Raw genomic sequence first — 21,095 nt, forward strand, 5'->3', positions numbered from 1 at the left:
ACGACCACCCGCCCCGTGCTTTACACCAATACCCGCCTCAGCTCGGACGAGCTATTCGAAGCCGGGCAGGAACGTTTGAACGCGGCGCAGCAGTTGGCGTTGGTGCTGTATTGCAACGAGCCACAGTTGGATAACGGCGAGGTGTTTGCGGCGTTCCGCCTGCTGCTGGGTGATGCAGCGGGGTTGTATGCGGCGGCGTTCGAACGTCACGGCGACTGAAGTCGACACTCGCTAGCCCCCGCAGCATTTGGGTGCGGGCGTACTCGCCGAAGGCTGTATGCCTGCACCTTTCTCGGCACCTCACCATCCCTTTCCAGCGTGGCCAAACACTGTCATGGCTTGCTTGGCCATAAGCAGATACGGGAAACCACCTACCCTGCCGATCCTGCAGCCCTTATCCTCCATCCACCCTCCCGCCGACTCGCCTACGTGAACGATGCTCGATCTGCTCCCCCGCGCCACCGCTCCCAACCTGCCCACGCTGCTCGCCAGCCTGGAGTTGGTCGCGCCGTTGCTGGACGAGATGCCCAGCGTGGTGTTCTTCGTGAAGGACTGCGAGGCACGTTATGTGATGGTCAATCGCACCCTGTCGCAGCGCTGTGGCTACGAGGAGAACCAATCGCTGCTGGGCAGGACGGCTGAAGAGGTGTTCCCGGCGCGCTTCGGGCCGTTGTACACGGCGCAGGATCGCAGTGTGTTGCGCGATGGCGTTCGTCTTGCCGACCGCCTGGAGCTGCACCTGTATCCGGCCCGTCATCCGGGCTGGTGCCTGACCCACAAGCTGCCATTGCGGGATGCCCAGGGCCGTATCATCGGCATGGCCGGTGTTTCCTGCGATCTGCTGGCTCCACAGTCCAATCATCCGGCGTACCAGCGGCTGGCGGCGGTGGACGACTATATCCGCGAGCACTTCGCCCAGCCGATCGGCCTGGCCGAGCTGACCGCCGTGGCCGGCCTCTCGGTGGCGCAACTGGAGCGCCACTGCAAGCGCCTGTTCCAGCTCACCCCACGACAGATGATTCTGCGTGCCCGCCTGGGGGCGGCATCGAGCCTGCTGGCCAGCGACCTGCCGATCACCGATATCGCGCTGCGCTGCGGCTACACCGATCACAGCGCCTTCAGCCGCCAGTTCAAGGCACACACCGGCTTCTCGCCGAGCCAGTACCGCGAAACCCTGCCCCATCGTTGAGCCACGCGCTTCCTTTGCGGACATCGCTGCTCCGCCAGGTAACAGCGTCGTGGCCGGTACGCGCCACGAAGATTCCCGTGCCGCATGCCCGCCCCGCCTGTGATGGGTCTTTGCGCCGTTCCGTGGTAATCGCGCCTGAATTGGCACAGGTTCTGCTTTCATAAAATATCGTATACGAAATACTAAATAGCCATTTGGAGGCCATCATGAGCAAAGCCATCGGTTGGAGCGGTGTGTTTCCCGCCGTCACCACCCAGTTCCGCCCCGACTTCTCCCTCGACCTCGACGCGACGCATCGGGTCATCGCCAATCTGGTGCGGGATGGGGTCTCCGGTCTGGTGATCTGCGGCACCGTCGGCGAGAACACGTCGCTGAGCCTGCGGGAGAAAATCAGCCTGGTGGAAATCGCCAAGGACGCCTCGGCCGGACGGGTGCCGGTGATCGCGGGGGTGGCCGAATTCACCAGCACCAACGCCAGCCAGGTCGCCCGCGAAGTGGCTCGCGCCGGTGCCGACGGCATCATGCTGATGCCAGCCCTGGTCTACTCCGCCAAGCCGTTCGAGACCGCCGCGCACTTTCGCAGCGTGGCCGCCGACACCGACCTGCCGGTGATGGTCTATAACAACCCGCCGATCTATAAGAACGACGTGACGCCCGACATCCTGATTTCCCTGGCGGACTGCGACAACATCGTCTGCTTCAAGGATTCCTCCGGCGACACGCGCCGCTTCATCGACGTGCGCAACGAGGTGGGCGACCGCTTCGTGCTGTTCGCCGGACTCGACGACGTGGTGCTGGAAAGCGTCGCGGTGGGTGCGGAGGGGTGGGTGTCGGGAATGTCCAACGTGTTCCCGCAGGAGGGCGAGACGCTGTTCCGCCTGGTCAAGGCAGGCCGCCTCGCCGAGGCGCTGCCGCTCTATGAGTGGTTCATGCCGCTGCTGCACCTGGATGCCCGACCCGATCTGGTGCAGTGCATCAAGCTTTGCGAAGCCATCATGCAGCGCGGCTCCGCCCTCACCCGCCCGCCGCGCCTGGCGTTGCCGGAGGCGGATCGCCGTTTCGTCGAGGCGCTGATGGCGCATGCCTTGGAGAACCGCCTCGCCCTGCCTGACGTGGGTCTGTGAGTGGCGGGGGCACACTGTAGAATGAGCGCCGGTTGAAACAGGACGAACAGCGTGCCCCTACCTCCGTCGAACACGCCCAACCTGGGCATCGCTCCCACCGCCTCGGATGTGATCACCCGTCATCTGCGCGAGGCCATCGTCGCCGGCCACTTCGCCGAAGACGAGCCGATCCGCCAGGACGACATCGCCCGCCAGTTCAACGTCAGCAAGATTCCGGTGCGCGAAGCCCTGAAGCGTCTGGAAGCCGAGGGGCTGGTGGTGTTCCAGCGCAACCGGGGCGCACTGGTGACGCGCCTCTCCGAACCCGAGCTGGCGCAGATGTTCGAGGTGCGGGTGCTGCTCGAAGCCGAGGCGATCCGCCTGGCCGTGCCGAACATGACCGAAGAGACCTTCGCCCGCGCCGAGCGCATCTGCGAAGCCTTTCTCGACGAGGACGACATCGGCCGCTGGGCCGAGCTGAACTGGCAGTTGCACGCCTGTCTCTACGAACCGGCCGGACGGCCGTTCATGCTCAACCTGATCCGCTCCATCCATGACAAGCTGGAACGCTATCTGCGTCTGCAGATGAGCCTGTCCGCCGGCAAGGCGCGGGCCGACCAGGAACACCGCGAAATCCTCCAGGTCTGCCGCGCCGGCGACGCCGAAGGCGCGGCCCGGTTGATCCAGAACCATATCGAAGGCGTCTGCCAGACGTTGTACGAACATCTGCCCAGGCGGCGAGCGCCGTTGTAGGGGCGAATAAATTCGCCCGGCAAATGGCCGGGTTGGGCGAGTGAATTCCCCTACGGTTGACTCCGCTCTGCTCGCGAAAAGGTGCCGCAAAGCGGACGATTCGTGTAGAGGCGAATTCGTTCGCCCGCCGCATGCTCTGCTGCCCACCTATGCCGATTTCGTCATCGCACCGGTGGAAATCCATCAAGCCGGCGCCGTCCGGAACACGCATCCTTGCAGGCACTCCCTCCTCCGCAGGAACGGTTCCATGAAGCGCATCCGCATCCTCGACTCACATACCGGCGGCGAACCGACCCGCCTGGTCATCGACGGCTTTCCTGACCTCGGCAACGGCAGCATGGCCGAACGCCGCCAGCTTCTCGCCGACCGCCACGACCACTGGCGACGGACCTGCATGCTGGAACCGCGCGGCAACGACGTGCTGGTCGGCGCGCTGCTCTGCGAGCCGGTCGATCCATCGGCCTGTGCCGGTGTCATCTTCTTCAACAACGCCGGCTACCTCGGCATGTGCGGCCACGGCACCATCGGCCTGGCCGTATCCCTGGCGCACCTGGGCCGCATCGGCCCCGGCGTGCACCGGATCGAAACGCCGGTGGGCACGGTGGAGGCAACGCTCCACGAAGACCGCTCGGTGAGCGTGCGCAACGTACCCGCCTACCGTTATCGCCAGGCGGTCGCCGTGGAGGTTCCCGGCCTCGGTCGGGTGGTCGGCGACATCGCCTGGGGCGGCAACTGGTTCTTCCTCGTCGCCGAGCACGGCCTGCGCATCGCCGGGGACAACCTCGACGCGCTCACCGATTACACCTGGGCCGTGCGTCAGGCGCTGGACGCCCAGGGTATCCGCGGCGAAGATGGCGGCCTGATCGACCACATCGAACTGTTCGCCGACGATGACACGGCGGACAGCCGCAATTTCGTGCTCTGCCCCGGCAAGGCCTACGACCGCTCGCCCTGCGGCACCGGCACCAGCGCCAAGCTGGCCTGCCTGGCAGCCGACGGCACGCTGCGCCCCGGCGAGGTCTGGCGCCAGGCCAGCGTCATCGGCAGCCAGTTCGAGGGCCATTACGAATGGCAGGGCGAACGTATCGTGCCGACCATTCGCGGTCGTGCCCACATCAGCGCCGAAGCCACCCTGCTGATCGACGAGGACGACCCGTTCGCCTGGGGCATCCAGCCGTGAGCGGAGAAAGCGCGGCGGACATCATCGTCGTCGGTGCCGGTATCGTCGGCGCCGCCTGCGCCCACGAACTGGCCCGGCGCGGCCTCGACGTGCTGGTGCTGGACGCCCGCTGCGGCGGCGCCACGGCGGTGGGCATGGGCCATTTGCTGGTCCTCGACGACAACCCGGCCGAACTGGCGCTGAGCGACCATTCGCTGCGCCGCTGGCGCGAGTGGGGGCCGCGCTTGCCGGAGGGCTGTGCCTACCGCAACAACGGTACCCTGTGGCTGGCGGCGAACGCCGGGGAACTGGCGGCTGCCGAAGCCAAGCACGCCACCCTCGCCGAGCAGGGCGTGGCCGGCGAACTGATCGGTGCCGAGCGCCTGCGCACGCTCGAGCCGGCCCTGTGCGAGGGCCTGCACGGCGCGCTCAGGCTGAGTGGCGACGGCATTGTCTACGCCCCGAATGTCGCGCGCTGGCTGCTCGGCGCCTTTCCCGAACGCATCCGCGAACGACAGGCACGGGTCGTCGAGATCGACGGCAACCGCGTGCGCCTGGACGACGGCGCCTGGCTGTCGGCGCGCGCCGTGGTGCTGGCCAACGGTATCCAGGCTACCGAGCTGTTCCCGGAACTGCCCATCGTGCCGAAGAAGGGCCATCTGCTGGTCACCGACCGCTATCCCGGCCGGGTCAGCCACACGCTGGTGGAGCTCGGCTATGTCACCAGCGCGCACAACAGTGCCGGCCCCTCGGTGGCCTGCAACATCCAGCCCCGACCGACCGGACAATTGCTGATCGGCTCCTCGCGCCAGTTCGGCAGCAGTGATCCCCAGGTCGAGGGCGCGATGCTCGCCCGCATGCTGCGCCGCGCGGTGGAGTACATGCCCGGCCTGGCCCGCCTCAACGGCATCCGCAGTTGGACCGGCTTTCGCGCCGCCAGCCCGGACGGGCTGCCGCTGGTCGGCGAGCACCCACGACGCCCCGGCCTGTGGCTGGCGGTCGGTCACGAAGGGCTCGGCGTGACCACCGCGCCGGCCACCGCCGAACTGCTCGCCGCGCAGCTATTCGACGAAGCACCGCCGCTGCCGCTGCAACCCTACTCTCCCCAACGCTTTCTCGGAGATGCCGCATGCCCGACCTGACTCTCGACGGCCGCCCGCTCAGGGTGGCGCCCGGCACCAGCGTGGCAGCCGCCCTCGCGCTCGGCGGCGATGGGACCAGCCGCACTTCCGTGAGTGGCCAGCGCCGGGCGCCGCTGTGCGGCATGGGGGTGTGCCAGGAGTGCCGGGTGATCATCGACGGCGATCTGCGCCTGGCCTGCCAGACCCAGTGCCGCGACGGCATGTGCGTGGAGACGCTGCCATGAACGCACACTGCGACCTGCTCATCGTCGGCGCCGGCCCCGCCGGGATGGCCGCCGCCCTCGCCGCCGCGCCGAGCGGCGCCCGTATCGTGCTGCTCGACGACAACCCGGCCCCCGGCGGGCAGATCTGGCGCGACGGACCGCAGGCGCATCTGCCGCCAGCAGCTCTGCAACGCCGCGAAGCATTGGAGAAGCACACCAACATCGAGCTGCGCTGCGGCACCCGCGTAGTTGCCGTCGCCGGTCCTAACGCCCTGCTGCTGGAAGATGCCGAGCGCGGCTTCGTCCTCGCTTACGACAAGCTGATTCTCTGCACCGGCGCCCGCGAACGGCTGCTGCCCTTCCCCGGTTGGACCTTGCCGGGCGTCACCGGTGCCGGTGGCCTGCAAGCCTTGATCAAGGGCAACCTGCCGGTGGCCGGCGAACGGGTGGTGATCGCCGGTAGCGGGCCGCTGCTGCTGGCCAGCGCCGCCACCGCGAAACGCAACGGCGCCCGGGTGCTGCGCATCGCCGAGCAGGCCTCCTGGCGCGCCGTGACCGGCTTCATGGCACGCCTGCCCCAGTGGCCGAACAAGGTGGCGCAGGCAGTCAGCCTGTTCGACCCCGGCTACCGCTGCGACAGCCATGTGCTCGAAGCACTCGGCCAGGACCGCCTGGAAGCGGTACGCCTGCGCCAGGGCGGCAAGGTGATCGAACTCGCCTGCGAACGATTGGCCTGCGGCTTCGGCCTGGTTCCCAATACCCAACTCGGCCAGGCATTGGGCTGTCGCCTGGACGGCGAGGCCATCGCCGTGGACGCCTGGCAAGGCACCAACCGCGCCGGACACTATGCCGCTGGTGAGTGCACCGGTTTCGGCGGCAGCGAACTGGCCTTGGTCGAGGGTGCCATCGCCGGGTATGCCGCTATCGGCGAGCGCCAGCACGCCCAGGCTCTGTGGCCGAAGCGCCGACACTGGCAACGCTTCGCCGACGCCCTGGCGCACAGCTTTGCCCTCACCACGGCCTTAAAGACCCTGCCGCGCCCCGACACCCTGGTCTGCCGCTGCGAGGACGTCCCCTACGCCACTCTCGCCGGGCGCAATGGCTGGGTCGACGCCAAACTGGCCAGCCGCTGCGGCATGGGTGCCTGCCAGGGCTGTACCTGCGGCCCCGCGACGCAGTTCCTGTTCGGCTGGCAACCCACCCCTCCGCGCCCACCCCTGAGCCCGACCCGGATCGAAACGTTGTTATGCCTGGAGGATTGGACGGGGTAAGCACGGAGCAGCCACCCGTTCCCGGATTGCGCCCAGGCTTATTCAGGCTCGGCGCGCCAACCCGGTCACAGGGATTGATACAAGCAGGAACGGAATCCTGCCAAGTTCCACGCAAAGGCCATCTTCAACCCCAAGATGGCGCCGCCCCATGACTGCTACTCCAACCTCTCTGCTCGAACAAGGCCTGAAGAAACTCGGCTGTGACGCAACCGCCCTGGCAACCCTGCGTGAAGAGGGCCACTGCCTCTGGCGTGGTAAGAATGGCCAAACCAGTTTGCTGGTCCCTTCTCTCGAAGGCGAGGCCGTGTTCATCGTCATGCCGCTGACTACGATCAACCCCGAGAAGGACGGCCGGCTGCTGGCCCTGGCCCTGCATCTGAACCTCTCGCCCGCGCACACGCAGAACACCTGCATTGCCCTCGATGTCGAGCGCAACAGCCTGTGCCTGCGCCATGCCCACGACCTGACCGGGCACGGCACGGATCAACTGCTCATGGTGCTGGATAACATCCAGTCGCTGGGCGAACAGCTTCGGGAACTCATCGAAGGCTTTCGTCGCACGCAGCCCGGAACGGGCTCTTCCACTGGAGCGAGCAATGCGTTCCGTCCGCTGGCGGCGCAAGGGTTGGTCTGATCGCCATGAATATCTCTCCCTCGTCGTCGCCGACACACTACTCTTATACGGGGTCCGAACCAGGCAGCCCGACAGGGGAGCTCGGCCACTTGGTCGAATCACTCTCACTGAGTCCGGCCCCCAAGTCCCACTCGATCTCATCGGTGCCCCCATTCTCCCAGGTACATCTCGGAGAATATTCCGCAACGATAAGTAGCCAGGCGAAAGGTAAGGAACCGGCAACATCCAGCCGCCAGGAACCACAGGCACGTCTGAACAGAACGCCACTCACCCAGGCATTGGCTCAAGAGCTGAGTCGCTTTGGCTATCGAAGCAATCCAGAACAACTCATTGCCTCCACGCTGACCCACAAGGACTCCAAGCCCCAACTGGCATCCTTGCCCGACGATGAGTTTCTGGCCTTGCACTTTTACACCCGTGATTTCTACAAGGCGATCAACCGTCAGCTTCGCAGCGGCCAGACATCAGAGGATATGCAACTGATCGTCGACAACATGCAGAAGGGTCTGAAGCGACTATCCCAGGATCCGCAAAACCTGGCAGTCGGTACGCTCTACCGTGGCATCAACAAGCCGGTAACCGATGATTTCGTCCATCAGAACTTCCGACTTGGCGATATATACCGCGACAAAACATTCATCAGTGCATCGGAAAGTCGCTTCATTTCCTCCACTGGCTATACCGCGACGAAAAGCACCGAATCCGGCTATCGGAGAAGCCCTCTGCTGGAAATCGAAAGCGCCTCCGCCGTACGCCTTGCGACGCTATCCAACATGGAGGGGGAAGAAGAAGCGCTCTTTGGCCTCGAGGCCGAGTTTCAGGTAACAGGCAAGGAACAGGACAGATTTGGTAACTGGCGTATCAAGCTGAAAGAAATTTAAGCGACGAAACACATTACTTAACAGCGAAACTGACGGAATCCCAATGCACATCAACTCCTCGTCTGGCTCCACACCCGTTACCGAGTACGGCAACACGTCCCATTCTTCCGGGAAGAGTTCATTCAAGTCACTACTGAACCAATTCACGTGCTGCTTCGCCCCCGTCCAGGGCTCAACGTCGCATCAGGCTCCCCCGCTTTCTTCCATGCATACACACGCGCTCTCCCAAGATTATTCAGGCTATAGCCACACCAGGAGAGCTCGCGCACAGCGGCTGGAAGATCCGCGGCTCACGAATACGCCTACGAAGCAGGCGATGATCTCCATGATCGACCGCGAATACCAAGAGCTGAAATCCGTGCACCGGGATTCGTTCCAACAGATAAAACCCGGCAAGGAAATGATCGAGGAGGCGCTTGCCAACAAAGATGCCAATCCCAATGCCGAGCATTTCTCCGACGATGAATTCCTAGCGGTTCATCTCTTTTCTACCAACCTCTACAGACCGATCAACCGCCATCTTCGCTATCGGCCGCAGGATGATCTTTTGCCTGTGGTCGAGGCGCTCAACAAGGGGTTGGCCAAATTGGCTGAAGATCCCGATCACCAAGTACGCACCACACTGTACCGGGGTATCGGCAAGCATTTGGCCGACTGGGAAGTGGAACAGCGTTTCAAACCTGGAAGAACTTATCGGGACGAAGCATTCATGAGCACATCGACCGACCCGGAAATCGCCGACATGATGAGCAATCGGGTCAAGCTGCGCATTCAGTCGTCATCCGCCGTGGAAATAAAGGATTTCGCCAAATTCTCCGATGAACAGGAGGCCATCATCCCACCCAATACGCCCTTCGATGTGGTGGGCCTAGAAAAGCAGGAGGACAATACCTGGCTCGTCGACCTTCACGAGTCCCATACGGGAAGATGATCGATGCAGATAACGAATAGCCTTTCCTTACACGCGCAGATGGCGGCACCTGTGTCGCAAACCTGGCCCACGGCAAACGAAAGCCAGTCCCGCTCGGAACGTAATGAACGCATCGAACGGGCCGTCATCGACCATATCGCGACCCATCCTGCCGCCAGGAAGATCTTTCACTCCCTGGTCGGCGCGATGATCGATACCTTCGTCAGAGCCCACGGAGAGGTCAAAGGCTGGGCGGAAATCATCCAGGCGGCCTCGCGCCCTCACGACAGCAATCGAAACGGCAGCGGTGTGCTCAGCCCCCGCTTCGATGTGCTGGGTAGCGTCGGCTGGAATGGCCCCGCCATCCGGGCAACCAGCCAGTCGGGCAGCTTCAGGGAACTGGGCACGCTGTTCACCAACCTGATGCTGAGCAATAACTTCAAGGAGATCGTGCAGCGGACGGCAAGCGAAGCCGCCTTTCGGGAACGATTGTCGGGACTGGTCGATGTCGACTACCTCGACTCGGTTCAGGGCGACCTGTACAAGCCATCCGGATGGATCACCACCGCCAGGGAGAGTCGGGAGGAAGTCGGCAAGGCACAGTTTCGCCCTGCCTCTGCTCTTGGCCACGATGAAGTCAGCCCCCGCGAACTCGCTTTCCATCGCCACAACCCGGTTAACCAGCCGGCCAATCAGCCACGAATAGGCTTCGGCTTTCCTCCTCTTGCGGATGACTCGCTGCAGATACTCAGAGGCTACGGCAAGGATATCTGGCGTGTAAGACCCGAGAGTGATTTTGCCAAGCGGGCTGCCGAAGCCGAAAAACCGGTGATCGCCGGCCCATCGGGAACCGTTTCCCGCTTTCTATCGGTGGTGCGCTTCCTGGGGCCTGGATGCCAGAAGGCCCTGGGGACCGACGATGAGCGCGCCCTGAAGGAGTTGGTGCGCTTCGCCGCATACGGCTACTTCGGCCAGGACGATCATCACTCCATGCTGGAAGTGAACCTCGGAGCGGCCGCCCACGGTCTGGACGAACAATGGGACGACACCCTCTATACCCAGCCCTTCAGCCAGGCCATCCGTGGGCGAGGCTTCAGCGTCGATAACCAGGCCCAGCAATACCTGGTGAGTCGGCTTGACCAGGAACCAGAGCGCCAGAACTAAACGGACACCTCCTCACACCGAAAGTAGTCACACCACCTTGGGCTTCAGTCACATATGAACATCTCCGCCTCTTCACCTTCGTCACCTTCATTCCATACGCCCGCGACACAGAGCCAGTCGAAGAGTGCATTTGGCGGCCTGATCAGCGCTCTTACATGCTGTTTCGCCCCCCAGCACGGCTCTTCTCAATCGGTGCCGCCCTTATCCCATTCGGGGTTTGAGCACTATCCAACCTCACTGAGCGCTGGCCATAAAGGCAAGGCTCCGGCAGAAGCCAGCAGCAGTCGGGAACCGTTGACACGTCTGAACGACACGCCACTCAAGCGTGCCCTCGAGCGTGAAATGACGCGCTTCGGCTACACCCCTGCGGAAACGACCTTCAACCATGCGTTCAGGCAGAAGGATGCCCGCCCCGAACTCGCTTCGATGCCGGATGACGAATTCCTGGCGCTGCGTCTTTACACCACGCACTTCTACAAGTCGGTCAACCGCCAGCTTCGCAGTGGTAAGCCGACCGATGACATGCGGCTGATCGTTGAAAACATGCAGAAAGGTTTGAAACGCCTGGCTGAAAATCCAGAGAACGTTGCCAACAGAACGCTCTACCGCGGCATCAACAAACCGGTCGACGACAAATTCATTCATAACAACTTTCGACTCGGCGACAGTTATCACGACACGACCTTCATAAGCGCGTCAGAGGATCTTTCCCTTGTTGGGTCTTCCTTTACAACCCTGAGCGTCAAGAACAAGAAAGACAACAATCCCCAGACTCGGTATCAGAAGAGTCCTCTGCTGGAAATCGAAAGCACTTCAGCAGTCCGCCTCAGCTCCGTATCCATCAACCAGAGCGAGCATGAAGCGCTGTTCGATCTCGATGCGCGCTTCCAAGTAACGGGCAAAGAAAAAAGCGCCTCTGGACGTTGGCATATCAAGCTGAATGAAGTTTAAAAGCGACAGACCGACACACGAGAGTCAGGGGGAAAAACACCTCCCCCCATTCGCGAGCAAAGCTCGCTCCTACAGGTAGCCCCGGCGAATCCATTCGCCCGCTTCACCAGTGTCTCCGTCACCGCCCGGAAAACCGCAGCCGCGACAGCCGTTTCAGGTGGCCGGGGCGGTAGTAGTCGTCGGCCCAGCTACTGTCCGGGCTGAGCGGGCGGGCTTCTTTCAGCTTGAGCTTGCGGGCGTAGTAGCGGAATCGGTAGTGCTCGTAGAAGCGCAGGATTTCCAGGCCGTAGCGGTCGGCGAGGTCGGTGTCGCCGCGGATGATCAGGTAGTTTTCGTCGTTACCGTTGCTCGCCGGCAGGCTGAGGTTGTGGCTGCCGCTGATGATCACCGGGGCGTCGCTGGTGAAGTCCGCCACCACTGCCTTGAGGTGCACCAGTAGGTTGCCGCGTTGGCCGCGCAGCCCCTCCTTCACCCAGCCTTCCAAGCCCTTGGAGAGCAGCGCGGTGGCGGTGAATTCGGCGGTGCGGTCGGCGTGGAAGCCGGTGATACGGCTGCCCTTGTTCTGCACGCCATAGCGCAGCACGTCGTCGTGGGGCGCACCGAGCAGGGCGTCGAGGATGTCGTCGGGCAAGGCGAAGGCGGTGGCGAACAGCAGGTCGCGCTCCGCCCCGCGCATCACCGCGGCGAACTCGGCCAGGTCGGCGGCGCCGCTGCGCGGGGAGAAGCCGGCGAACAGCGCCCGCCCCGCCTCCAGGGGGTTGTGCCGGTTGATCCAGTCGCGCGTGGCGCCGACGTCGGCCGGCGCGTTCCAGATCACGTCGAAGAGCTGCCCGTACTGGCTGGCCACGCCGGGGTCGTCGGTGATGTGGACGACATTGGCCTGACGGTAGATGCCGTTCTCGGTGAAGTTGGTGCTGCCGAGCAGCACGGCGCAGGGCTTGAACTCGCTCCCCTCGAGACGGCTGAGCACGGCGAACTTGTGGTGGAAGATGCGCGAGGTGACGCGCCCGCGCCGACTCGTCTCAGGGAGAGCAGCCAGGCGGGCTTCGTTTTCCTGGGTCTGATGGTCGCCGGCCTTGGCGTGGTAAAGCACGCGCAGCCGAACCCCACGGGCCTGTGCCGCGTTCACCGCCTCGGCGATGGCGTCCAGTTCATATTCGTAGATGGCGATGTCCAGCGCCCACTGGTTGTCCGTCGCGCGGCCGATGAAGGCGAGAATCCGTTCCAGCAGGCCGTTCTCCAGCCAGCGGCGCGGTGCCTCCGGCCAGGCTTCGAGGGGCAGGTTGCGCTCCTGCTCCAGGCGTGCAACCAGTTCGGGAAAGCGCCGGCCGAAGGACTGGCTGGCCGCCGCCGCACGGTTGAACAGCACCCGATGCCCTTCCGGCCGACCGTCGTCGGTGGTCACCGCCAGTTCCAGGGAGTCGCCCAGCTCGATGGCACCGGGGCGGCCGTAGGCCAGATGCACACGGTAGTGGCAGGTGGTGCCGGGTTCGATGCTGTAATCGGCCCAGCGGAATTTCTGGATCGGTGCGATATCGCTCGGCGTGGCGTTCCAGTGCGCAATCGCATGGGCCTGGCCGGGAAAGGTCAGGCTGTTGAGCAGCCATTGCCAATCCCGGCCCTCCTCCCGCTGTTCGACGGCGAAGCCCAGCAGCCCGTCGCGCCGCGCCTCGGCCACATCGAACGCCAGCAGCACGCCGTTGGTGCCGGCATAAGACTTGATGCGGAAGTCGTCCTGGGGGTTGGTCTTGAGTACACGCATGGTCACATCCCTGTGTGGAGGTTCATCGGGTCTGGTCGTGCAGTTCGAGGATCAGCTCGACCAGTTCTGCCGGCTTTTCCTGCGGCAGGTTATGCCCGGCGCCGGCGACCACGGCGTGCCGGTGCCAGCCGCTGAAGTGCCGGGCATGCGCGGCGGTGCTGCGCAGGGTCACGCCGTCGTCGGCGCCGTCCACGCTGATGGCGGGCACCGTGATCGGTGGCTGGGCGGCAAGGCGCCGCTCGATACCCTCCAGTGCCGGATCGCCCGCCACCAGGCCGAAACGATGGCGATAGGAGTGGATCACCACCTCGACGAAATCCGGGTTGTCAAAGGCGGCGGCGCTGCGGGCGAAGGTCGCTTCGTCGAAGTCCCAGGTCGGCGACCACAGGCGCCAGAGCAGCGCGCACAGCGCCTGCCGGTTGCGCTCCAGCCCGGCACGGCCGCGCTCGTTGTGGAAATAGTACTGGTACCAGTACGCCAGTTCGTATTCCGGCTCGTCCGGCTCCATGGCGCGGGCGATGTCCTGGATCAGGTAGCCGCCGATGCTGACCAGCCCGCGCACTCGCTGCGGCCACAGCGCCGCGACGATGCAGGCGCCGCGCCCGCCCCAGTCGTAGCCCACCAGCAGGGCCGAGTCGATGGCCAGGGCGTCCAGCAGCGCCAGGATGTCCTGGCCCATGGCCGCCTGCTGGCCCGAGCGGGGCGTGTCGGCCCGGAGAAACCGGGTGGGGCCGTAGCCGCGCAGGTAGGGCACGATCACTCGCGCTCCATGGGCAGCCAGCGCCGGCGCCACCTCGGCATAGGCGTGGATGTCGTAGGGGAAGCCGTGCATCAGCAACACCGGCCAGCCGTTCGCCGGGCCGCTCTCTTCGTAGGCGATATCCAATACGCCTGCTTCGATGTTCTTCAACATGCCGCCTCCGAAATCGCCCGAACCGGTCGAAGCATAGCCCGCCCCTACGCGGGCAGCGCTCTCGCCGTCTGCCGGATGGCATGCAGCAGGGTATGCAGTGCCGGGTTGTCGTTGTCCTCGCGCCAGATCAGGTACAGCTCGCTGCGGATACCGGGGCCCAGGTCGATCGGGCGGAACGCCACGTTCTCGAAGCGGATACGGCTGGCGCCGCGCGGCACCAGGGTCAGCCCCATGCCGACATCCACCAGGGCGAGGATGGTGAGGGTGGAGCCGAGCATCTGGACGATATCCGGCGCGACACCGCTGGCACGGAACAGGCCGGTCAGCAGCTCGTTGAACGGCTGCCAAGCCGAATGTGCGTAGAGGATGAAGGGCTGGCCGTGCAACGCCTCCACGCTCAGATCGTCCCGGCTGGCCAATGGGTGCTGCCTCGGGAGCGCCAGGACGAAGGGCTCGCGCAGCAGGCATTCGCAGCCGATGCCGGGATGCTGCATGGGTGCGCGGACGATGCCCAGGTCGATCCGTCGTGCTCGCAGGGCGTCCTGTTGCTCGAAGGTGTTCATCTCGTGCAGGGCGATATCGATTCCGGGCAGGCCGATGCGGGCATCGGACACCACCTTGGGCAGGAACTCGTAGACCGCGCTGGCCACGAAGCCCAGGGCCAGCGCACCGGCCTCGCCCCGTGCCACCCGTTGGGCCGTGAGCGCGGCCTGTCCGGCATGCGCCAACAGGCTTTGTGCTTCGACGAGAAACGCCCGGCCAGCGGCGGTGAGCGTCACCGAACGGGTGTTGCGAGTGAACAGCGCCACGCCCAGTTGGTGCTCCAGCAATTGAATCTGCCGGCTCAGCGGCGGCTGGGTCATGTTCAGGCGTTCGGCGGCGCGGCGGAAGTTCAGTTCCATGGCCACCGTGGTGAAGCAGCGCAGTTGGGACAGCTCGAACATTGATCCATTTCCAGCATCAATCAAATACCTGATTAGATTAGACGTGGATCAAAGCGGCCGTCCATGATGGGCTTCCCTCGCCCAGGAGAAGTCCATGTACGACCCTGACAGCATTCGCCGAATCCGTCTGCGCTCCGTCGCCATTCCCCTGCCGCACACGGTAGCCGACGCCAAGGTGCTCACCGGGCGCCAGCGTCCGTTGCGCGACGTTTCGCTGCTCGTCGCCGAAATCGACACCGAGCAGGGCTGCAGCGGCCTGGGCTTCGGCTATTGCCTGCGGGCCGGCGCCCCGGCGCAGTTCGCCCATGCCCGGGAAGTTGCCCCTCTGCTGATCGGCGAAGACCCCAACGACATCGCCCGCCTGTGGAGCCGCATGGCCTGGGCTGGCAACTCCGTGGGGCACGGCGGCGTGGCGGCCCAGGCCATCGCCGCGCTGGACACCGCGCTCTGGGACCTCAAGGCCCGTCGCGCCGGCCTGCCGCTGGCCAGGCTGCTGGGTGCCCACCGCGATGCAGTGCGCTGCTACAACACCTCCGGCGGCTATCTTCAGGCGTCGGTGGAGGACGCGATCGACCGGGCCCGTGCCTCCCTCGAACGCGGCATCGGCGGCATCAAGCTGAAAGTGGGCCAGCCCGACCGCCGCCTTGACCTGCAACGGGTGGATGCCGTGCGCAAGGCACTCGGCGAGCACGTGCCGCTGATGGTGGACGCCAACCAGCAGTGGGACCGCACCACGGCATTGCGCATGGGACGCGCGTTGGAGCAATACGAACTGGAGTGGATCGAGGAACCGCTCGACGCCCACGACCTGGAGGGCCATGCCGCCCTCGCCGCCCAACTGGATACGCCGGTGGGCAGCGGCGAGATGCTGACCAGCGCCACCGAAGTTGCCGCCTACGTGGAGCGGGGGGCGGTGGACGTGCTGATGCACGACGCCCCGCGCATCGGTGGCATCACCCCGTTCCTGCGGGTGGCGGCCATGGCCGAGTTGCGCGGCATGACCATGGCGCCGCACTTCGTCATGGAAATCCATCTGCATCTGGCGGCGGCCTACGAGCACGCCACCTGGGTCGAGCATTTCGAATGGCTGGAGCCGGCCTTCAACGAACGCCTGGAGATTCGCGACGGCTGCATGCTCGTGCCGGCCCGCCCCGGACTCGGGCTCAGCTTGCACGAGCAGGTCGATGGTTGGACGGTGGCGCAGGTGGAGATCGATGGGCGTGGGTGAGCGGGGTCCGTGCAGGGGGTGGTTGGTTCGCCCATTCCGTGTGGGAGCGAATTCATTCGCGAATTGCCGACAGGCCGCTCTTCGCGGATGAATCCGCTCCCACAGGTTGCATGTGGCGACACCAGCCCGCGCCTACAACAGCCCACCGCCACCGGGCGAATGAATTCGCCCCTAAATCCTCAGGAACGCAGCAACTCCACCACACCGTCCTTGCGGTGGCGCAGGGCATTGAACAGGTGCCAGGCGACCGAGGCGACCGCCAGCAGGATGAAGCCGCCGGCGATGGGGTTGCTGAGAAAGCCCATGAAGTTGCCGTCCGACAGCATCAGTCCGCGGCGCAGGTTGGTCTCCGCCATCGGGCCGAGGATGAAGCCGATGATGAACGGCGCGGCGGGAATGCCGCCCTTGACGAAACCGTAGCCGACCAGGCCGAACACCAGGATGGTCCAGATATCGAAAATCCGGCTGCTCAGGCCGAAAGCACCAACCACGCACAGCACCAGGATGATCGGCAGGAGAATGTGCTTGGGTACCGCCAGCAATTTGATGAAGATGCGCAGCCCGTAGAACTCCAGGACCAGCATCATCACCGACGCCAGGATCAGCGCGGCGAAGATGGTGTACACCAGGTCGCCCTGGCTCATGAACAGCATCGGCCCCGGCTGGATGCCATGGATCATGAAGCCGCCGAGGAGGATCGCGGTCACCGCGTCGCCGGGGATGCCCAGGGTCAGCAGCGGGATCATGGCGCCGCCGATGCCGGCGTTGTTGGCGGTTTCGCTGGCCACCACACCGTCGATCACGCCGGTGCCGAATTTCTCCGGGTGCTTGGAGCGCTTCTTGGCGACGATGTAGGAGACGATGTTCGAGGTGCCGGCGCCGACGCCCGGCAGGATGCCGATACCGATGCCGATGAACGCGGAGCGGATCGAGTTGGGAATCTGGCCGAAGAACTCCTTCAGCGAGAAACCGAAGCCCTTGATGTCCTTCATGCTCACGCTGCCGACCTGGGCCTTGCGCTCCGCACGGACGCTTTCGGCGACCTTGATGATCTCGGAGATGGCGAACACACCGACCAGCACGGTGAGGATCTCGAAGCCGCTGTTCAGGTTGGGGATGTCAAAGGTGAAGCGGCGGATGGCATCCACCGGCGCGATGCCGACGGTGGCGAAGACGAAGCCCAGCACGCCGGAGAACAGGCCCTTGATCATCGACCCGGTGGACAGCGTGGCGATCAGCGTCAGCGAGAAGATCGCGATGGCGAAGTATTCGTGCGGGCCGAAGCGCAGCGCGACCTTGGCCAGCCAGGGCGCGATGAACATCAACGCGGCGATGCTGGCAATCGTCCCGAGGAAGGAGAATACGATCCCCGCGCCCAATGCCTTGACGCCCTCGCCCTTCTCCATCATCGGGCCGCCGTCGAAGGTGGTGGCGATGGACGACGGCGTACCCGGAATCTTCAGCAGGATCGCTGAAATCAGGCCGCCGGAGGTGGCGCCGATGTACAGCGCGACAAGCAGCGACAGGCCGGCCGCCGGCCCCATGCTGTAGGTCAGTGGCAGACTCAGGGCGATGGCCATCACCGCGGTCAGCCCCGGCACCGCGCCGAAGATGATGCCGACCCCGACGCCCAGGGTGATGAGGATCAGGATCTGGATCGAGAAGACGGCGGAAAAGCCGTGTTGCAGAAGTTCCAACATGGCCGTGCTCCTAGAGGTCGAGGAAGCCGGACGGCAACAGCAGGTCGAAGCCGTGGCGGAAGATGTAATAGATCACCAGCGACGCCACCACGGCGATCGCCGCGTAGCCGATGTGGTTGGCCTTCTGCCCGGCCGGGGTCAGCACGATGAACTGTGCGTAGAGGTAGAGCGCCGTCATGATCGGGAAGCCGACCGTGGACAGCAGCGCGGTGTAGAGCACGATCAGGCCGAGGGTCTTGAGCACCGTGGGGTAGTCGGCCGGCACCTTCTCCCCGTCGTCGGCCTCGGTGGGCTTGCCGGCATTGGCCGGCTTGCGGCTGTTCATCAATTGCAGGACGCCGAGCAGGCAGAGGATGAAGGCCAGCACGTAGGGCACGAAGGCCGCATCGATGAAGCCCTTGCGCGGCAGGTTCATGGTCATGACCAGGTAGGCCAGGCCGGAGCCGAGCATGACCACGCCGATCAGCCGTTCTTTGCGGGTATGAGTATCCATCGGTTACATCCTGGATAGCGGGGTGGAACGCCGGGCCGCTCGCGAGCCCGGCAGGTCGCGGCTCACTTGGCCTGACGCAGCAGGTCCTTGTACTGCATGTAGTCCTCGCGGGTCTTTTGCAGCACGGCCTTGGCTTCTTCGGTCGGGTAGAAGCTCACCGGCTGTTTGAAGCCCTGCTCCAGGTCCTTGGCATAGGCCGGCATCTCGGTGATCTGCTTCATGATGTCGGACATCTTCTTCACGATCGCCGGGTCGGTGCCCTTCGGGAAGGCGATCAGGTAAGGCTTGTCCACCACCATGTCGACGCCCTGCTGCTTGAAGGTCTTCACATCGCCCAACAGCGGGTTCGGCTCGTCGTTGGGCTGGGCGAGGATGTGCATGTCGCCGGTCTTGGCGTAGTCCTGCACCGCGCCGTAGCTGATCGCGCCCATGTCGATGCGGCCGCCGAGCAACGCGGTGATCTTCTCCGCCGCGCTGCCGCTGTCGACGATCTTCAGGTCCACGCCGGCCAGCTTCTCGAAGATCAGCCCCTGCAGGTGGGAGAAACCGCCCAGTTCGGTGCCGTAGACCACACTGCCCGGCTTCGCCTTGGCCTTGGTCATGAGGTCGTCCAGGGTCTTGATGCCCGAAGCGTCGCCGGAAACGAACACCGCGCCCTTATCCACGCCGGGAATGCAGGCGATGTCGAAGGCGTCGTAGCCGTAGTCCAGCAGGCCGGACACCTCGTTCACCACCAGCGTGCCGGTGTGGGCGAAGAGCAGCGTGTTGCCGTCCGCCGCGGACTCCTTCACCTGGGAGGCAGCCACGGTGCCGCCGCCCCCGGCCATGTTGGTGATGACCATCGACTTGCCGGTGATCTGGGTGAAGTACTTGGCCATGGTCCGGGCGTTGAAGTCGGTGTCGCCACCGGCGGCGGCCGGGACGATGACCTGCACCGGCCGGGTCGGCCAGTTGACGTCGTCGGCCTGCGCAGTGCCGGCGGCGACCGCCAGGCAGGCGGACATCAGGGTGGTGAGGAGTGCCTTTTTCATTGTTTTCTCCATTGCTGGTGGCGTATCGGTTGTGAAGCGGCGCGCTCAGCGCGCGTAGCTGGGGCGTTTCGGGTCGTAGGTCCAACCGGGTTTCAGGTAGCACATGGCCATGGCGTCGTCGCGCGCGCCGCCGGCCACCTGTTTGTAGCGCTCGTGGGCGAGCATGATCCGGTCCATATCCGGCTCGATGCCCAGACCGGGCTTGTCCGGCACGCGGACTTCGCCGCCGACGATGCGCAGCGGTTCGCGGGTCAGGCGCTCCTGGCCTTCCTGCCAGATCCAATGGGTGTCGATGGCGGTGATGCGCCCCGGCGCCGCGGCGGCGGCGTGGGTGAACATCGCCAGCGAGATGTCGAAGTGGTTGTTCGAATGGGAACCCCAGGTCAGGCCGAACTCTTCGCACATCTGGGCGAGCCGGACCGAGCCCTGCATGGTCCAGAAATGCGGGTCGGCCAGCGGGATGTCCACCGCGTCGAGGCGCAGCGAGTGGCCCATCTGCCGCCAGTCGGTGGCGACCATGTTGGTGGCGGTGGGGATGCCCGTGGCGCGGCGGAACTCGGCCATGATCTCGCGGCCGGAGTAACCGTTCTCCGGCCCGCACGGGTCTTCGGCGTAGGCCAGCACGTGCCCCTGCCCCTTGCACAGGGCGACGGCCTCATCCAGCGACCAGGCGCCGTTGGGGTCGAGGGTGACACGGGCGTCGGGGAAGCGTGCCTTGATTCCGGCCACCGCAGCCATCTCGTCGCTGCCGCGCATCACCCCGCCCTTCAGCTTGAAATCCTTGAAGCCGTAATGCGCGGCGGCGGCCTCGGCCTGGCGCACGATGGCGTCGGCAGTGAGCGCTTCTTCATGGCGGACGCGGTACCAGTCCGAACCTTCTCCGGCGAGGTACGGCAGGTCGGTGCGGGTGCGGTCGCCGATGAAAAAAAGGTAAGCCAGCATCGGCACCGCGTCGCGCTGCTGGCCGCTGCCGAGCAGTTCGGCCACCGGCACGCCGAGATGCTGGCCAAGCAGATCGAGCAACGCGGCCTCGACGGCGGTGATCACGTTGTCCAGGCGCAGGTTGATTTCGTGGGGCTGCTTCAACACCGCCGCCTCGGCTTCCGAGGTCACCTCGTGCGCCGTGGCGCCGCGTCCGGCGAGCATCCGGCGCAGGCCGTTGAGGGTGCGGTTGTAGCGGCCGATGGGCTGGCCGATGACCAGCGGGCGCGAACGCTCCAGGGCCTGGCGGATGCCTTCCCCGCCCGGGACTTCGCCGATCCCGCTGCGGCCGGCGCTGTCCTTGAGCAGCACCAGGTTGCGCGTGAAATAGGGGGCATGGGCGCCGCACAGGTTCAGCAGCATGCTGTCGTGTCCCGCCACGGGGATCACCTGCATGTCCTGCACGACCGGGGTTGCCTTCTGTGTTTCGTCAACCAGCATTTCCGTTCTGCTCCAGTGGTTCTGCGGCCTGGCCGCTGTTGTTCGAATGTGCCTGGGCAAGGGGCCGCCCCGCCGATCAGGGCAAGCGCGCCGGGCGTTTCGGATGTGGCGGTTCGAATCGAGTGGTTCGGCGGTGCCTGCCGGACGGCTGGCGCGAGGGCCGGCGAAGAAAGGGGTGAAGGGGGCCATCGGTCGTCATAGGCCGGCACGCGGCACGATAGGCGGTATCCGCCGTACGTGAC

Annotated in this window: 21 protein-coding genes; 14 read left to right on the forward strand and 7 right to left on the reverse strand. The window is 65.0% G+C overall.

Features of this window, described 5'->3' with window-relative positions:
• The 13 genes from BZL41_RS28495 to BZL41_RS09345 all read left to right on the forward strand — a co-directional run.
• On the forward strand, window positions 1–219 hold a 219-nt coding region (locus BZL41_RS28495; protein ID WP_095599028.1), incomplete at its 5' end, for a hypothetical protein.
• Window positions 220–436: 217 nt separating this feature from the next.
• Window positions 437–1,189, forward strand: a complete 753-nt coding sequence (locus BZL41_RS09290; protein WP_095599029.1) for an AraC family transcriptional regulator — start codon at window positions 437–439, stop codon at window positions 1,187–1,189.
• A gap of 206 nt (window positions 1,190–1,395) precedes the next feature.
• The gene (locus tag BZL41_RS09295) at window positions 1,396–2,313 is read left to right on the forward strand and encodes a dihydrodipicolinate synthase family protein (protein WP_095599030.1); all 918 of its coding nucleotides are present in this window, start codon (window positions 1,396–1,398) and stop codon (window positions 2,311–2,313) included.
• Window positions 2,314–2,364: 51 nt separating this feature from the next.
• Window positions 2,365–3,045: a GntR family transcriptional regulator gene (locus BZL41_RS09300; protein WP_095599031.1), complete on the forward strand. Its 681-nt coding sequence runs from the start codon at window positions 2,365–2,367 to the stop codon at window positions 3,043–3,045.
• 247 nt (window positions 3,046–3,292) lie between these two features.
• The gene (locus BZL41_RS09305; RefSeq protein ID WP_095599056.1) at window positions 3,293–4,225 is read left to right on the forward strand and encodes a 4-hydroxyproline epimerase; all 933 of its coding nucleotides are present in this window, start codon (window positions 3,293–3,295) and stop codon (window positions 4,223–4,225) included.
• Complete coding sequence (locus tag BZL41_RS09310) at window positions 4,222–5,346, forward strand: FAD-binding oxidoreductase (RefSeq protein ID WP_256578112.1); 1,125 nt, start codon at window positions 4,222–4,224, stop codon at window positions 5,344–5,346. The genes BZL41_RS09305 and BZL41_RS09310 overlap by 4 nt, the downstream gene beginning before the upstream one ends.
• Window positions 5,334–5,570, forward strand: a complete 237-nt coding sequence (locus tag BZL41_RS09315) for a (2Fe-2S)-binding protein (protein WP_095599033.1) — start codon at window positions 5,334–5,336, stop codon at window positions 5,568–5,570. Before BZL41_RS09310 ends, BZL41_RS09315 begins: the two co-directional genes overlap by 13 nt.
• A complete protein-coding gene (locus tag BZL41_RS09320) occupies window positions 5,567–6,820 on the forward strand; it encodes an FAD/NAD(P)-binding oxidoreductase (protein ID WP_095599034.1) in 1,254 nt (417 codons plus the stop codon). Before BZL41_RS09315 ends, BZL41_RS09320 begins: the two co-directional genes overlap by 4 nt.
• A gap of 148 nt (window positions 6,821–6,968) precedes the next feature.
• Complete coding sequence (locus tag BZL41_RS09325; RefSeq protein WP_095599035.1) at window positions 6,969–7,454, forward strand: CesT family type III secretion system chaperone; 486 nt, start codon at window positions 6,969–6,971, stop codon at window positions 7,452–7,454.
• A gap of 89 nt (window positions 7,455–7,543) precedes the next feature.
• Window positions 7,544–8,335 (forward strand): ADP-ribosyltransferase domain-containing protein, encoded by a 792-nt coding sequence (locus BZL41_RS09330; RefSeq protein ID WP_256578113.1) that lies wholly within the window; start codon window positions 7,544–7,546, stop codon window positions 8,333–8,335.
• Between the two features lie 205 nt (window positions 8,336–8,540).
• On the forward strand, window positions 8,541–9,266 hold the full coding sequence (locus BZL41_RS09335; protein ID WP_256578115.1) for an ADP-ribosyltransferase domain-containing protein: 726 nt from the start codon (window positions 8,541–8,543) through the stop codon (window positions 9,264–9,266).
• 3 nt (window positions 9,267–9,269) lie between these two features.
• A complete protein-coding gene (locus tag BZL41_RS09340; protein ID WP_095599038.1) occupies window positions 9,270–10,409 on the forward strand; it encodes a type III effector in 1,140 nt (379 codons plus the stop codon).
• 54 nt (window positions 10,410–10,463) lie between these two features.
• On the forward strand, window positions 10,464–11,360 hold the full coding sequence (locus BZL41_RS09345) for an ADP-ribosyltransferase domain-containing protein (RefSeq protein ID WP_095599039.1): 897 nt from the start codon (window positions 10,464–10,466) through the stop codon (window positions 11,358–11,360).
• Window positions 11,361–11,478: 118 nt separating this feature from the next.
• Here the strand turns inward: BZL41_RS09345 and BZL41_RS09350 are convergent, their stop codons facing one another.
• Genes BZL41_RS09350 through BZL41_RS09360 form a run of 3 tightly spaced genes read right to left on the reverse strand, consistent with a single transcriptional unit; the run spans window position 11,479 to window position 14,979 of the window.
• Window positions 11,479–13,122, reverse strand: coding sequence for a phospholipase D-like domain-containing protein (locus tag BZL41_RS09350; RefSeq protein WP_095599040.1), 1,644 nt, complete (start codon window positions 13,120–13,122; stop codon window positions 11,479–11,481).
• A 22-nt stretch (window positions 13,123–13,144) separates the two neighbouring features.
• Window positions 13,145–14,035: an alpha/beta fold hydrolase gene (locus BZL41_RS09355; RefSeq protein WP_095599041.1), complete on the reverse strand. Its 891-nt coding sequence runs from the start codon at window positions 14,033–14,035 to the stop codon at window positions 13,145–13,147.
• A 44-nt stretch (window positions 14,036–14,079) separates the two neighbouring features.
• Window positions 14,080–14,979, reverse strand: a complete 900-nt coding sequence (locus tag BZL41_RS09360; RefSeq protein ID WP_095599042.1) for a LysR family transcriptional regulator — start codon at window positions 14,977–14,979, stop codon at window positions 14,080–14,082.
• Between the two features lie 94 nt (window positions 14,980–15,073).
• On the opposite strand from BZL41_RS09360, the gene BZL41_RS09365 reads away from it, so the two are divergent.
• Window positions 15,074–16,207, forward strand: a complete 1,134-nt coding sequence (locus tag BZL41_RS09365; protein WP_095599043.1) for a mandelate racemase/muconate lactonizing enzyme family protein — start codon at window positions 15,074–15,076, stop codon at window positions 16,205–16,207.
• A 179-nt stretch (window positions 16,208–16,386) separates the two neighbouring features.
• Here BZL41_RS09365 and BZL41_RS09370 read toward each other — a convergent pair whose 3' ends face one another.
• From BZL41_RS09370 to BZL41_RS09385, 4 genes are all read right to left on the reverse strand, one after another.
• Entirely contained in the window at window positions 16,387–17,907 is a 1,521-nt protein-coding gene (locus BZL41_RS09370; protein WP_095599044.1) for a tripartite tricarboxylate transporter permease, read from the reverse strand.
• 10 nt (window positions 17,908–17,917) lie between these two features.
• Window positions 17,918–18,400 (reverse strand): tripartite tricarboxylate transporter TctB family protein, encoded by a 483-nt coding sequence (locus BZL41_RS09375; protein ID WP_095599045.1) that lies wholly within the window; start codon window positions 18,398–18,400, stop codon window positions 17,918–17,920.
• Window positions 18,401–18,462: 62 nt separating this feature from the next.
• Window positions 18,463–19,443, reverse strand: coding sequence for a tripartite tricarboxylate transporter substrate binding protein (locus tag BZL41_RS09380; RefSeq protein WP_095599046.1), 981 nt, complete (start codon window positions 19,441–19,443; stop codon window positions 18,463–18,465).
• A gap of 33 nt (window positions 19,444–19,476) precedes the next feature.
• On the reverse strand, window positions 19,477–20,853 hold the full coding sequence (locus BZL41_RS09385) for an enolase C-terminal domain-like protein (RefSeq protein ID WP_095599047.1): 1,377 nt from the start codon (window positions 20,851–20,853) through the stop codon (window positions 19,477–19,479).
• Window positions 20,854–21,095 lie beyond the last annotated feature (242 nt).

This window comes from Pseudomonas sp. PIC25 (assembly GCF_002286785.1).
GTDB lineage: Bacteria > Pseudomonadota > Gammaproteobacteria > Pseudomonadales > Pseudomonadaceae > Pseudomonas_M.